A 12,628-nucleotide genomic window follows, 5' to 3' on the forward strand; every position below is an offset into this window, starting at 1 on the left:
CGTCTTCTTCATTCCCCACCAAATTCACTGTTATAACCGCAGGAGCGCCTGATTCATGACTTCGCCATCAGAACAACACGCCTTACCCGCCGTAGACACACACACCGTTAGCGCCCTGCGCGAACTGATTGCCGCGAAAAACCCGCAGTTCACCGCGCTTAGCGACAGCATCTGGGATGTGCCGGAACTTAACTATGAAGAAATCCGCTCCGCCGCACTGCATGAAGCGGTACTCAAGCAGGAAGGCTTTCGCCTGACAACGGGTATTGCCGGGATGCCAACCGCCTTGCTGGGTGAGTTTGGGTCCGGTAAACCGGTAATTGCCTTACTGGGTGAATACGATGCGCTGCCGGGCCTGAGCCAGCAAGCGGGCATCGCTGAGCCTTGCCCCATCGATGCGGGTGGTAACGGTCACGGCTGCGGCCACAATTTGCTTGGCACCGCCGCATTGCAGGCCGCCACGGCGGTAAAAGATTACCTGCAACAGCACCAGTTGCCCGGTACCGTGCGCTTTTACGGTTGCCCGGCAGAAGAGGGCGGTTCCTCCAAAGGTTTTATGGTCAAAGAAGGTGTGTTTGACGATGTGGATATTGCTATCTGCTGGCACCCGGCCACCTTTACCGGCGTTAACAGCCCGGATTCCCTGGCTTGCAACGAACTGAATTTTTACTTCAAAGGCCGCGCTTCGCACGCCGCCAGCAGCCCACATCTGGGGCGCAGTGCGCTCGATGCCGTAGAGCTGATGAACGTTGGTGTTAACTACATGCGAGAACACATGCCGTCATCGGCGCGTGTACACTACGCCATCACCGACAGCGGTGGTCACGCACCGAACGTGGTTCAGGCCAACGCAACGGTACGCTATCTGGTGCGGGCGCGTCAGTTACCTGAACTCCACCAGTTAGTGAAACGTGTGAAGAAAATCGCACAAGGCGCAGCGCTGATGACCGAAACAGAAGTGAGTTGGGAAGTGATCAGCGGCGATGCCAACTTGCTGGGCAACGCCCCGTTGGAGCAGCGCATGCATGAACACCTGCTGGCGCTTGGCCCCATCCAGTTCGATGATGCGGACCGCGCTTTTGCCGCCAAATTCCAAACCGCCATGAGTGCAGAAGATATTGCCAACTCCTACGCGCGTTTTGGCGTAAAACCTAAAGCAGGCGAATCGCTGCATGAAGGTATCTATCCGCTTTACAGCCCCGATGACAGTTTTATCGGCTCTACCGACGTCGGCACGGTAAGCTGGGTGGTTCCGACCGTACAAATTCGTGCTGCTACCTACGCCATCGGCACACCTGCCCACTCCTGGCAGTTGGTAGCGCAGGGCAAAGCCCCTGCGGCGCACAAAGGCACCGCCTATGCGGCCGAAGCCATGGCGTCATTAACCGTGGATTTGCTACAAAACCCGGCACAAGCCAAAGCGGAACTGGCCGAGAAACTGAGCGTTACACCGTTTGAGAACCCGATTCCCGACGGCGTGGTTCCACCCATTCCTCAGGTATAACGTCAGTCTATGGGCGGGTACATTTCCCGCCCTGTTCTCACAACAGCGTTTCACTACTGTCAGAACGGCAGCAATGATGAAATGAACAATCCGGCAGAGAAAAGTATAAAAATGACTCCGCCGACTTTATTGAGTACAGAAAAAAGACGGTGAGACGAAATGCCTCTTTTTATGGTACTGGCAAAAACACCATAAACACAATGGATAACGATAACTAACAGACAAAAAGTTAATGAAAGGACGAGAAATTGAAAAATGTAGGGGTCGTTATTAGTAATAAATTGGGGGAACAGTGCCATAAAGAAAACAATCGGCTTAGGGTTTAACAGCGAAAGCAAAAAACCCTGTCTGAATCGGGCGATCGTAGATGGTATTTCATTGATATCCCCCCTCCGATTTTCATCTACTAACTTAGGTGCAGATTGATACAATTTAACACCCAGATAGGCGAGATACGCAGCCCCAACCACTTTGACAATAATCAGAGAATAGGCGGATGACACAATAAGCACACCAACACTGCTTGCCGCAACCACCGAGATAACCCCCATGCCCGTAGCTATGCCCACTATACCGGCGATAGCATTCTTTAAGTTATAGTTGAGCGTATTGGTGATTGTCAGCAACACCCCCGGACCTGGACTGGCAATGGTCAAGCTTGATAATAAAATATAGAGATAGAGTTGAGGCATCTGTTATTCATCATCTATTGATTCAGTGAATATTGATTATTGGATTGCTTTAACAATAAAAACATTGTGTTTTAAATGCATAACCCTGCGATTCAACGCATGGGTAAATGAATAAACATTACTTTATATCTTTGTTTATAAATAACAGAAACCACTTGAGACCGGTACATTAAATAATGCCACGCACAATAAAGCAGAAAAAGAGCAGTTCTTGCACTCGCAGGGATGGCAGATAAAAGAGAGGAATAATGCAGCCGAGCGGATAAACCCGCCCGGCTTACCGATTACGGATGCGCGACGAAGCCTACCGCGTCGTACACTTTTTTCAGCGTCGCAGTGGCTTTGAGACGCGCTTTTTCAGCACCGTCACGCATCACCTGCTGCAAGAAAGCTTCATCGTTACGGAAATGATGATAGCGCGCCTGCAACTCGGTCAGCATGCCGGAAACGGCGTCGGCGACCGCGCCCTTAAGGTGACCATACATCTGGCCTTCAAAGGCTTTTTCCAGTTCAGGAATCGGTTTTCCCGTCACCCCGGACAGAATATCCAACAGGTTGGATACCCCCGCCTTATTGGCAATGTCATAACGCACCACTGGCGGCTCATCGGAATCCGTCACCGCGCGTTTGATCTTTTTCACGACGGCTTTCGGATCTTCCAGCAATCCAATCACGTTATTGCGGTTGTCATCTGACTTGGACATTTTTTTGCTGGGGTCCAGCAGTGACATCACGCGCGCGCCAGATTTGGGAATAAACGGCTCTGGCACTTTGAAAACGTCGCCGTAAAGCGCATTGAAGCGCTGAGCGATATCGCGGCTCAATTCCAGATGCTGTTTCTGATCTTCGCCCACCGGCACCTGATGGGTTTGATACAGCAGGATATCGGCCGCCATCAGCACCGGATAGTCAAACAAACCGGCAGTGATGTTGTCGGAATAGCGCGCTGATTTGTCTTTGAACTGCGTCATGCGGCTCAGTTCACCGAAGTAGGAGTAGCAGTTTAGCACCCAGCTCAGCTGCGTGTGCTCTGGCACATGAGACTGAACGAAGATGGTGCTTTTCTGCGGATCAATACCGCAGGCCAGATAAAGCGCCAGCGTATCCAGCGTTGCTTTACGCAACTGCTGGGGATCCTGACGCACGGTGATAGCATGCAGGTCAACGATGCAGTATATGCAATCGTAATCATCCTGCATGTTCACCCACTGACGTAATGCACCCATGTAGTTACCAATGGTAAGTTCACCGGACGGCTGTGCGCCGCTAAAAACAATGGGCTTAGTCATGCTGACGCTTCCTGATTTTTTGACGTAAGTGGCCCCACCAGGGGCAAAAGTTGTGAGAAGCGCTCAAGCACCACGTCAGGTTGACTCAGCGCAATGGCTTCTCCGTAGTTATAGCCGTAAGTCATGCCCACGTTCGGACAACCTGCGGCCTGTGCCGCCTGAATATCGTTGCGCGAATCGCCGACAAACAGCAATTCTGATGCCAGCAGTCCCTGTTGAGCCAATACCAGATAGAGCGGCGCAGGATGCGGCTTTTTCATTTTGACATCATCACCGCCGACAATCTGGCTAAACAACCCGGCAATACCCAACGTCTCGAGCAGCGGCGCGACAAAAGGCGTCGGCTTATTGGTGACCAGCGCCAATGGGTAGCCCCAGTCAGCCAGTTGGGTCAGAGTGGCATGCACCTCAGGAAACAACGTACTGCCGCTGTCCACCGTTTGCGCATAGTAGCTGTCAAACAGCTCGCGCGCTGTGCGGGTATCTTGCGCCGTAGGCGTCATTCCCGCCCAGCGCAGCGCCCGCTCTACCAGCACGTCAGCACCGTTGCCGATCCAGGTAGCAACGCGCGCTTTACCCGCCGCAGGCAGATTCAGCGCTTGCAGCGCCATATCAACGGCGTCCGCCAACCCCGGTGCGCTGTCGACCAGCGTACCATCCAGATCGAACGCCACCCCACGAACCGTACTGATGTTAGCCATGAGATATCTTACTCAATTCACTGCGCATGTTATCAATAACAGCGCGGTAATCGGGGTGACCGAAAATGGCAGAACCCGCCACAAACATATCTGCGCCGGCTTGCGCAATTTGGGCAATGTTGTCGACTTTCACACCGCCATCCACTTCCAGCCGAATGTCATAGCCGCTCTCATCGATGCGTTGGCGCACCTGACGCAGCTTATCTAAGGTGCCGGGAATAAAAGATTGCCCACCAAAGCCAGGATTGACCGACATCAGCAGAATGATATCCAGCTTATCCATCACGTAATCAAGGCAACTGAGCGGCGTCGCTGGGTTCAGCACCAGCCCGGCTTTACAGCCGTGATCCTTGATCAGTTGCAGCGAACGATCGACATGCTCGGATGCTTCCGGATGGAAGGTGATAAAGCTGGCACCGGCTTCGGCAAAATCGGGAATAAGACGGTCTACCGGTTTCACCATCAGATGAACATCGATAGGGGCGGTAATGCCGTAGTTGCGCAGTGCTTTAAGCACCAGCGGCCCGATGGTCAGGTTAGGAACATAGTGGTTATCCATGACGTCGAAGTGAACCACATCGGCTCCGGCTGCCAGCACACTGGCGGTGTCTTCCCCCAACCGGGCAAAGTCGGCCGATAAGATGGACGGAGCGATCAAGAAAGGCTTCATTCGTATCTCCAAACAGTTTGTAGGATAACCAGCGCTATGCGCGCGCATCAGGAATTAACGCAGCGGCGCACCGTAGAGCGCCAACAGCTCATTAACCTTGCTCCGCCCCATGATATTGCGGCTGATGGTGCGTCTCGCCCTCACCACATACAGCGCCGCATCCTGATACCAGGCTCGAGTCAGCTCGGTATCATGGTTGGATATCAGCACGGGAATGGCACTCTCCATCGACAACCGATACGCCAGCGTCGCCAGGCTCTGTTGATCGATGTTGTTGAAATTATTCGTGTGATACGCCGTAAAATTCGCCGTTGCGGAAAGCGGAGCATAAGGAGGATCGCAATAGACCACTGCACCTTGCGTTGCTTTGAGTAACGTCTGCTGATAATGCTCACAAACAAAAGTGGCATTACGCGCTTTGAGCGCGAACCAGCGTAACTCTTCTTCGGGAAAATACGGCTTTTTGTAACGGCCAAAGGGCACGTTGAATTCGCCCCGCATGTTATAGCGGCATAATCCGTTATAACAGTGGCGATTCAGATACAAAAACAGTACCGCACGACGATAGGGCACCGCACAAAGATTAAATTCATCACGCAGCTGATAAAACACTTCAGCCACGTTGTATTCGCCAGTGAACAATTCACGCGCGTCACGAATGAAATCGTCGGTTTGCGTCTTAACGATATCGTAGAGATTGATGAGATCACTGTTAATGTCGGCCAGGATGTAACGGTCGTATTCCGTATTCAAAAACACCGAACCGGCCCCGACAAACGGCTCAATCAAGCAGTCTCCTTCTGGTAGATAGCGGCGAATCTCTTCTACCAGCGGGTACTTCCCACCAGCCCATTTTAAAAAAGCGCGGTTCTTCTTCATGCCGTCGTTAGTTACTCATTACATTTCAGAGCCGCGGATTGTACTCTGTGTCAGACAGCACATCAGGGCTAAAATTGGTGTTACTTACTCAAGTCCTGCTTCACCTGACGGATCGGCTTAACCCATGGTTTTTGTGCCTGCACGGCCGCAGGAAGCGATGACGCCGCCTGCTTCGCTTCTGCGGACGAAGCGTAAACACCGTTCACCAATACATACCAGGGCTTACCGTCTCGCTTGGTTTCATAAACCCAAGCGTTGGGTAGGTTGTGCTGTGTGGCGTAAGCTTTCAGCGTATCTGAACGTGATGCACTGCTTAATTGCAGTGTGAAATGGCTGGCGGGCGCATTCTGAATCGATCCCCCCTGCCCTGAAACCGTCGCCTTGTCCCCAGAGGATGTCGGCTTGCCTGATGTCATCGGCACTTTTTGCGCTGGCGTTAGGGTTGATTTGCTCTGAGCGGCCTTATCTTGAACGTTTTTAGCATGTGCAGCTTTCTCCTGCACCGTCTTCTCTGAGACGTGCGGCGGATTTTTCGCTGAAGGAGCCACCGTAGCAGGCGCAATCGGCAACGTGGTTACCGGCGCGGAGCCCGATGTCGCCCCTTGCGAGAAGGCGTTAACCTTTTCTTGCTGCGTCGAAAGCGCATCTGTCATGTTACCCGGCAGTTCAACACGCTGCTGCCCGGCAGGCGGAGGCGTAACTTGCGCTTGTGTCGGTGAACTTGCAACCGGCGGCGCATTCAAGGTTTGAGGCTGCCCTGGCGCGGTAGCATTTACTGATGCTGCGTCCCCCTGAGCGGAAGCCCCCTGCGTCATTGAGGAAGAAGAGGATAAATCGATACTCTTCTCACCATTACCCGATGCAGCCGTTGGCACAGCTTCCGTCGATTTAGACGGTGATTGCAAGGCGGAACCCACACCGATTATCAACAACACCAGCACCACGATCCCGATGCCAATCATCAAATGTTGACGAGAGAGCGCTAACTGCGGCGCAGAAAGACGGGGACTGCGTTGCTGACGTTGTGGCCGCCGATCGCTGGTATCCGGTTTTAACGCATCTTCTGGTTTAAATTCGTCCATTTAAACCCCTCCAACTATAAAAAACACATACTCGCTGCGCAGTAAGCGAAGCGAATTGTTGAATTATAAGACATTATCTTCTATTAACCATAAACCATCAGCGTGAATATGTCTGCAAATACCCGAAAAACTGCTCTCACGCCCGGCAATCGGCGATCGACGCCAACACAATATCGTGTGATACGCCGCCACGTACTTCCGAGCGCCCAATCGCAGTGGGTAAAACCAGGCGCAGCTGGCCTGCATGCACCTTTTTATCACGCATCATATGAGGAAGATAAGATTCTGGTGACATCGCATCCGGGCCCTGAACCGGCAACCCTGCACGCGTCAGTAATGCGCGAATACGATCGATGTCCGACACGCTGAACTGACCGAGCCTTCTCGCCGCATGTGCAGCCATCATCATACCCGCCGCCACCGCTTCACCGTGTAACCAGTTGCCATACCCCATTTCAGCTTCGATAGCATGACCATAAGTATGACCCAGGTTAAGCAGCGCACGCACCCCGCTTTCGCGTTCATCCGCAGCCACTACCTCGGCTTTCAGTTCACAGCAACGGCGAATGCAGTAAGAGAGCGCCGCAGGCTCCAGCGCCCGGACAGCGTCAAGATTATTCTCCAACCAAACGAAGAACTCGCCATCAAGAATAATCCCATATTTGATCACCTCGGCCAGGCCGGAGGAGAACTCCCGGGCCGGTAAGGTGCGAAGACAATCCAAATCGATAATCACACAAGCAGGTTGATAGAACGCGCCAATCATGTTTTTACCGAGCGGATGATTGACCGCCGTCTTCCCGCCGACAGAAGAGTCAACCTGCGATAGCAACGTTGTGGGTACCTGAATAAAGCGCACGCCACGCTGATAGCTGGCGGCAGCAAAGCCCGCCAGATCGCCAATCACACCACCACCCAGAGCAACGATCGTCGTGTCTCGTCCATGGGGTTTTTGCAGCAATGCGGTAAAGACGTCGTCCAATACCGTTAGCGATTTATACTGCTCGCCGTCTGGCAATATGACATGGTCGACTTTTACGCCAGCCTGCTCCAGCACACGGCTCACCGCCTCAAGATAGAGCGGGGCCAACGTCTGGTTGGTCACTAACATCACCTGTTCGCCCGCGGTCAGCGGCATAAAAGAAGCCGGGTCAGCAAACAACCCAGCGGCTATCGTAATGGGATAGCTACGTTCCCCTAATGTTACGGTAATTCTTTCCATGCGCGTGGTTCATCCGCTTGGCCCCGGAGCTCAGGGCGATGTTGTTACTCAGTTGCCATCCAACATACTGATAATCTGGTTGGCAACCACCTTGGCGCTCTGCTCATCCGTACGAATGGTGACATCAGCAATTTCTTCGTACAGCGGGTTACGCTCTCTTGCTAACGCCTCCAACACTTCGCGCGGCGGATCCTCTACCTGAAGCAAAGGACGCTTTTTATCACGCTGCGTGCGCGCCAACTGTTTTTCAATGGTGGTTTCCAAATAGACCACAACGCCGCGCGCAGACAGGCGATTGCGCGTCTCGCGTGATTTTACTGAGCCACCTCCGGTAGCCAGTACGATACCCTGTTTTTCGGTCAATTCGTTGATGACTTTTTCTTCGCGTTCGCGAAAACCTTCTTCGCCTTCGAGATCAAAAACCCAGCCCACATCAGCCCCGGTGCGTCGCTCAATTTCTTGATCGGAGTCGAAAAACTCCATATTGAGTTGCTGAGCTAACTGACGGCCAATAGTGCTTTTGCCGGCACCCATAGGCCCAACCAGAAAGATATTGCGTTTCTCTGCCATGTTTTTTGGTGTTACTAAGACTATTCGTTAATGATAACCCGCCCCGCCAATCAACCCAGCGGCGGGACCTAAACTGAAACCTCATGAGCGATAGTTCGAGAATCAGACAGAAAATTATCTCAATACTCAGGGGCATTTGGCAACCGAATAAAATGTCTCGCCCCGCGTCAAACAGCAAAAAGCGTATAAATTAGGCATCTTCCGGTAAGATAATTCCGCTTCGACAGACCGCAGCGCTCAATGGGCTAACCTTGTATGCTAAATCCAGCGCAGCGTCAAACTGAGAAAGCGGAAACGGGTAAAACGTGGATCGCCAAGCACACCGTTATAGGCCTCTTACGACGAGGCGGAGACTAAGGTTGGAGTGATAAAAATCACCAGTTCACGCCGCTTACGCTCCGTTCTTTGGTGTTGAAACAGTGAACCCAATAGCGGCACATCCCCCAACAGCGGCACTTTTCGTTCCCCTCGATTTTTTTGTTGTTGAAAAATCCCGCCCAACACAATGGTCTCACCATCAGACACCGTAACCTGGGTTTGAATTTCTTGTTTATCGATCGCGAGTGTTTCGCCATTGTTGCTTTGTTTAATCACCAGCCCTGGCATGTTTTGGCTGATTTTTAAATTAAGCGTAATTTTGCCCTCACGCAGCACCGTAGGCGTCACCTCCATCCCCAATACGGCTTCTTTGAACTGGATGGCGGTCGCACCGCGGTTACCGCTGGATACCTGATAGGGAATTTCTGTGCCCTGCTTGATGCTGGCCATCTGCTTGTGTGCGGTGAAAAGACGTGGACTGGCGATGATCTCAACTTGGTTCTCATGCTCAAGCGCTGACAATTCTAAATCGAGCAGTCGGCCATTTAAGCGGGCCAGATTGAACCCAACGCTGCCCGCAGGCGATTCCACCGGCAGATTAACGTTGAAGTCATTCAGGTGCAGCGTTCGACCCGGTTGCGTCGGTTCGCCCATGCCCCAGCTCACTCCCAATTCCCGTAAACTGTCGCTGCTGATGGTGACAATGTGTGCGGCTAATTGCACTTGAGCAACAGGCCTATCCAGGGTATCAATCCATGTCTGTAGCGGCTGCACTATCGCCGGGACGTCGCGTACCAAGAGGGTATTGGTGCGCGTATCCGCACTCACGCTCCCCTGTTCCGATAACAACGTACTGCGCTGTGCCAGCACGCTGGTGGCAACCTCTTGCGCATCGGCGTATTGCAGGGTAAAAAAACGATTTTCCAACGCCGTTTGGCGAGTGTCTGTCACCGGTGAAGACACCAGCAACACATTGTCTTTACGCTCAATCAACAGCGCGCCTTGACGCGCAACGATGTCTAACGCCTGCTGCCAGGGAACCTGATGCAAACGCAGGCTCATTACACCGCTAACCTCCGGCGCAATCACCACATTCAACCGTTGGTGCTCAGCGAGCGCCTGCACGATTTTCTGCACGGGCGCATCGTCAAACGCTAATGAAATGGTCGACATCGGCACCTTGGCAAATACCGTATGCCCACCCAGTAAGGCACACAGTAACACCCCCACCTCTTTCAGCTTCCCTGGCCTTGTCATCCTGCTTTCCTCCGTATGTAGCGCGGCAAAACTCAGCGTATCGCGCCACTGCGCGATGACCGCGTCGCAGGCAGCATCCTCACCCAGCGGCGCGCTTGTCCAGTTGCATCCACTACCGATTTTTCCACCTGAACACCTTGCTCGTCGATGGCGCTAACCGTCCAACCCGAAGAGACCAGTGCATCGCCCACGCTCACCATGAGCCAACGCTCCCCTGGCACAGAAAGCCAGCCAGACCACCCTGCGCTATCCCCAATCACACCTTCCAGTCGCCATCGCGTAATGTCATCCCCACCGGCTGCGTGCCTGGCGGCTGGCTGAAAGGGATCGCGCCCTGCGCGTGCAATATCGCTGAGAGCTACCGGTGAGTACAACGCCAGCACCAGCATCCAGCCATGAGTCACTTTCACCGCTGCGTCTCCTTACCCGAGTCAGGAACGGCAAGCTGCATTTCCAAATGCAATACCTCGTGTTGCACATCAATCGAGAGCGAGTGAATATGCAGTGGCTGCATGGATGCGGTGATGTGTTGAATGAGCGTCAACGCACCAGAAAAGTCAGTGCTCACTATCATTTTCCACGGTTGTCGGTGGGAGGGAATCGGTGGTTGCAATGCCATTAACGCGGCATTCGACGCAGAGAGCGGCAACAGCAGGCGCTCTGTCACTGCCACCGCCGTGTGATGAACCGGTTTATCCGGCAAGGTGTTCCACTCTTGTTGCAACGTTGCTAACGCCGGGAAATCATCTAAACGCTGTACCAGCGCAGCGTGCGCCTCGCTCGAGTGCACAAGGTGTTGTCGCAAGCGCTCCACGGCGGCACGTTCCGGTTGCAGCACGGTGGTATATCCCAACGCGGCGAGCATCCCCATCACCAGACCTTGCACTGACCACTGCACCCAGCGCGAGGTCGCCATAAACGTCAACCACAGGGAGCGCACACTACTCATCATCGGGAACGTCCTGCAAAGAGAGCCGCTCAACGCGCCAATCAGCCTGAAGGAGAAACGTCAACACCGGCACGTCCCCCTCCGGTGACGCCATGATTTCCTGCCGTGTTTGCATCAGGCGTACTGATGTCAGCGCCGTTTCGGTTTCGAGCCGGGAACTGAAGTGCACAATGTCGGCGTAATCATGGCTTCTGCCCGTGAGATGGACCTCGCCATCCTGCACGGTGATAGCGGTAAGCCACAGCCCACCAGGCACCCACTGCGCCAGTTGCTTTAACAACTGTTCATAACCCCGGTTGTGCGCTCGCGTGTCATTGTCTGCCTGCTGCTGGGCATGCCATTGTTGCAGGGTGCCCATCAACCGTTGAACCTCGCGCAATTGTGTGCTGTCAGCGAGGTGCTTTAGTTGCAATGTGCGCAGCGTTTCCTCCATCACGCCACGCTGTTGGTCAAGCCTCCCACGGCACACCCCCAGTGCGATCAACAAGCCAACCGAGAAAAACAACAGCCACAGCCACCAGCGGCGAGTATCTCGTACCCATCGCCGTTGACGCCATGGCAACAGATTGACGTGAAAGCTGTGCATTAATCGTCCGCCCGCAGGGCCAAACCACCCGCCACCACAAACTGGGACGGATTAAGCGGCAGCGGCGGATAGGCTTGATGCAAAATATCAAACGGCGACCACGATGCCAGCGGGTGCACAGAGCGCGGGATGTCCTCACCGCATTCACCACTGTAATACGTGATTTCACCGCGTTGACCCGGGTAGTGATTACTCACACAGGTAACGATATCGCCACACTGTGTCACCACCTCTTGCGAGATAACACCAAACGACAGCGGCTGGGATAGCGGCGACACCCACAGCCAGTGATCGGTATCAAGGCGATGCAGCAGCAGAGCACCGGAAGCTACCCCCGCCAGTTGGCCCATGGTACGCAACGCGCAAGGCACGATATCCAGCACATCAGGCGTTAGCCCAGCACGATGCAGGCAGCGTTGCCACTGCGCCACCTCTTCACGTTTGGCCGCGGTGATCAGCAAGAAACCCGGTGACTGGGGCTCACTGCGATAGTCGAGCACCAACGATTCGCGGCCAATGGGAAACTGGCGCGCCGCCTGATGGTCAATATACCAGCCGCGATCCGGCTCCCGCAGACGGCTGTCAGGGGCCACCATAAGCTGCTGCAACACGCGCTGGGCCGGAAAGCCAACGCGCAGCGATATTCGGCGCGGTAGCACCCGTCGCCATTGCGTCAGGACATCGCACAATGCGTCGGAATGCTGTAAACTCCCCTCCCTTAATGTGTCCGCAGGCAGTGGGATTTGCCACCACTGACGCAGCTGCCAGCCACGGCGGCGGCGCTGTACGGCCAGGGCACGCAGACATCCGTTTTGTATATCTAATCCGACCTGCCAATGGTGATAAGCCATGTTCAATGCGACCTCTCCCTCGTCGTTAAGAAGAGCACGCGTTGCTGAAAACGTGTGC

General features: G+C 53.9%; 14 protein-coding genes. 1 reads left to right on the top strand and 13 read right to left on the bottom strand.

Annotated features, from left to right (window positions below; all coding sequences use genetic code 11):
- Nucleotides 1-55 precede the first annotated feature (55 nt).
- Complete coding sequence (locus K6K13_RS21565; protein ID WP_222158777.1) at nucleotides 56-1,504, top strand: M20 family metallopeptidase; 1,449 nt, start codon at nucleotides 56-58, stop codon at nucleotides 1,502-1,504.
- A gap of 59 nt (nucleotides 1,505-1,563) precedes the next feature.
- On the opposite strand, the gene K6K13_RS21570 is transcribed toward K6K13_RS21565, so the two are convergent.
- The 13 genes from K6K13_RS21570 to pilM form a co-directional block, all read right to left on the bottom strand.
- On the bottom strand, nucleotides 1,564-2,196 hold the full coding sequence (locus K6K13_RS21570) for a LysE family translocator (RefSeq protein ID WP_222158778.1): 633 nt from the start codon (nucleotides 2,194-2,196) through the stop codon (nucleotides 1,564-1,566).
- A 284-nt stretch (nucleotides 2,197-2,480) separates the two neighbouring features.
- Nucleotides 2,481-3,485 (bottom strand): tryptophan--tRNA ligase, encoded by a 1,005-nt coding sequence (gene trpS / locus K6K13_RS21575; protein WP_222158779.1) that lies wholly within the window; start codon nucleotides 3,483-3,485, stop codon nucleotides 2,481-2,483.
- On the bottom strand, nucleotides 3,482-4,186 hold the full coding sequence (locus K6K13_RS21580; RefSeq protein WP_222158780.1) for a phosphoglycolate phosphatase: 705 nt from the start codon (nucleotides 4,184-4,186) through the stop codon (nucleotides 3,482-3,484). The genes trpS and K6K13_RS21580 overlap by 4 nt, the downstream gene beginning before the upstream one ends.
- Nucleotides 4,179-4,856, bottom strand: coding sequence for a ribulose-phosphate 3-epimerase (gene rpe, locus K6K13_RS21585; protein ID WP_222158781.1), 678 nt, complete (start codon nucleotides 4,854-4,856; stop codon nucleotides 4,179-4,181). Before rpe ends, K6K13_RS21580 begins: the two co-directional genes overlap by 8 nt.
- A gap of 54 nt (nucleotides 4,857-4,910) precedes the next feature.
- Complete coding sequence (gene dam / locus K6K13_RS21590; protein WP_222158782.1) at nucleotides 4,911-5,735, bottom strand: adenine-specific DNA-methyltransferase; 825 nt, start codon at nucleotides 5,733-5,735, stop codon at nucleotides 4,911-4,913.
- Nucleotides 5,736-5,815: 80 nt separating this feature from the next.
- On the bottom strand, nucleotides 5,816-6,817 hold the full coding sequence (locus K6K13_RS21595) for an SPOR domain-containing protein (RefSeq protein WP_222158783.1): 1,002 nt from the start codon (nucleotides 6,815-6,817) through the stop codon (nucleotides 5,816-5,818).
- A 136-nt stretch (nucleotides 6,818-6,953) separates the two neighbouring features.
- Nucleotides 6,954-8,039: a 3-dehydroquinate synthase gene (gene aroB / locus K6K13_RS21600; protein ID WP_222158784.1), complete on the bottom strand. Its 1,086-nt coding sequence runs from the start codon at nucleotides 8,037-8,039 to the stop codon at nucleotides 6,954-6,956.
- A gap of 48 nt (nucleotides 8,040-8,087) precedes the next feature.
- Nucleotides 8,088-8,609 carry a shikimate kinase AroK gene (gene aroK / locus K6K13_RS21605; protein ID WP_222158785.1) on the bottom strand — a complete coding sequence of 174 codons (522 nt, stop codon included), beginning with the start codon at nucleotides 8,607-8,609 and terminating at the stop codon, nucleotides 8,088-8,090.
- Between the two features lie 336 nt (nucleotides 8,610-8,945).
- A complete protein-coding gene (gene hofQ / locus K6K13_RS21610) occupies nucleotides 8,946-10,184 on the bottom strand; it encodes a DNA uptake porin HofQ (protein WP_434064588.1) in 1,239 nt (412 codons plus the stop codon).
- 32 nt (nucleotides 10,185-10,216) lie between these two features.
- Nucleotides 10,217-10,594 (bottom strand): HofP DNA utilization family protein, encoded by a 378-nt coding sequence (locus tag K6K13_RS21615; protein WP_222158786.1) that lies wholly within the window; start codon nucleotides 10,592-10,594, stop codon nucleotides 10,217-10,219.
- Nucleotides 10,591-11,136, bottom strand: a complete 546-nt coding sequence (locus K6K13_RS21620) for a hypothetical protein (protein WP_222158787.1) — start codon at nucleotides 11,134-11,136, stop codon at nucleotides 10,591-10,593. Before K6K13_RS21620 ends, K6K13_RS21615 begins: the two co-directional genes overlap by 4 nt.
- Entirely contained in the window at nucleotides 11,126-11,719 is a 594-nt protein-coding gene (locus tag K6K13_RS21625) for a PilN domain-containing protein (protein ID WP_222158788.1), read from the bottom strand. The genes K6K13_RS21620 and K6K13_RS21625 overlap by 11 nt, the downstream gene beginning before the upstream one ends.
- Entirely contained in the window at nucleotides 11,719-12,570 is an 852-nt protein-coding gene (gene pilM / locus K6K13_RS21630; RefSeq protein WP_222158789.1) for a type IV pilus biogenesis protein PilM, read from the bottom strand. Before pilM ends, K6K13_RS21625 begins: the two co-directional genes overlap by 1 nt.
- Nucleotides 12,571-12,628 lie beyond the last annotated feature (58 nt).

This window comes from Symbiopectobacterium purcellii, assembly GCF_019797845.1.
Lineage (GTDB): Bacteria > Pseudomonadota > Gammaproteobacteria > Enterobacterales > Enterobacteriaceae > Symbiopectobacterium > Symbiopectobacterium purcellii.

Excerpts from the sequence above, each read along its gene's own strand:
- K6K13_RS21565 (WP_222158777.1), top strand. The coding sequence starts at position 56 with ATGACTTCGCCATCAGAACAACACGCCTTACCCGCCGTAGACACACAC.
- K6K13_RS21620 (WP_222158787.1), bottom strand. The coding sequence starts at position 11,136 with ATGATGAGTAGTGTGCGCTCCCTGTGGTTGACGTTTATGGCGACCTCG.
- K6K13_RS21595 (WP_222158783.1), bottom strand. The coding sequence starts at position 6,817 with ATGGACGAATTTAAACCAGAAGATGCGTTAAAACCGGATACCAGCGAT.
- K6K13_RS21625 (WP_222158788.1), bottom strand. The coding sequence starts at position 11,719 with ATGCACAGCTTTCACGTCAATCTGTTGCCATGGCGTCAACGGCGATGG.
- pilM (WP_222158789.1), bottom strand. The coding sequence starts at position 12,570 with ATGGCTTATCACCATTGGCAGGTCGGATTAGATATACAAAACGGATGT.
- K6K13_RS21570 (WP_222158778.1), bottom strand. The coding sequence starts at position 2,196 with ATGCCTCAACTCTATCTCTATATTTTATTATCAAGCTTGACCATTGCC.
- trpS (WP_222158779.1), bottom strand. The coding sequence starts at position 3,485 with ATGACTAAGCCCATTGTTTTTAGCGGCGCACAGCCGTCCGGTGAACTT.
- dam (WP_222158782.1), bottom strand. The coding sequence starts at position 5,735 with ATGAAGAAGAACCGCGCTTTTTTAAAATGGGCTGGTGGGAAGTACCCG.
- K6K13_RS21580 (WP_222158780.1), bottom strand. The coding sequence starts at position 4,186 with ATGGCTAACATCAGTACGGTTCGTGGGGTGGCGTTCGATCTGGATGGT.
- aroB (WP_222158784.1), bottom strand. The coding sequence starts at position 8,039 with ATGGAAAGAATTACCGTAACATTAGGGGAACGTAGCTATCCCATTACG.
- rpe (WP_222158781.1), bottom strand. The coding sequence starts at position 4,856 with ATGAAGCCTTTCTTGATCGCTCCGTCCATCTTATCGGCCGACTTTGCC.
- hofQ (WP_434064588.1), bottom strand. The coding sequence starts at position 10,184 with ATGACAAGGCCAGGGAAGCTGAAAGAGGTGGGGGTGTTACTGTGTGCC.
- aroK (WP_222158785.1), bottom strand. The coding sequence starts at position 8,609 with ATGGCAGAGAAACGCAATATCTTTCTGGTTGGGCCTATGGGTGCCGGC.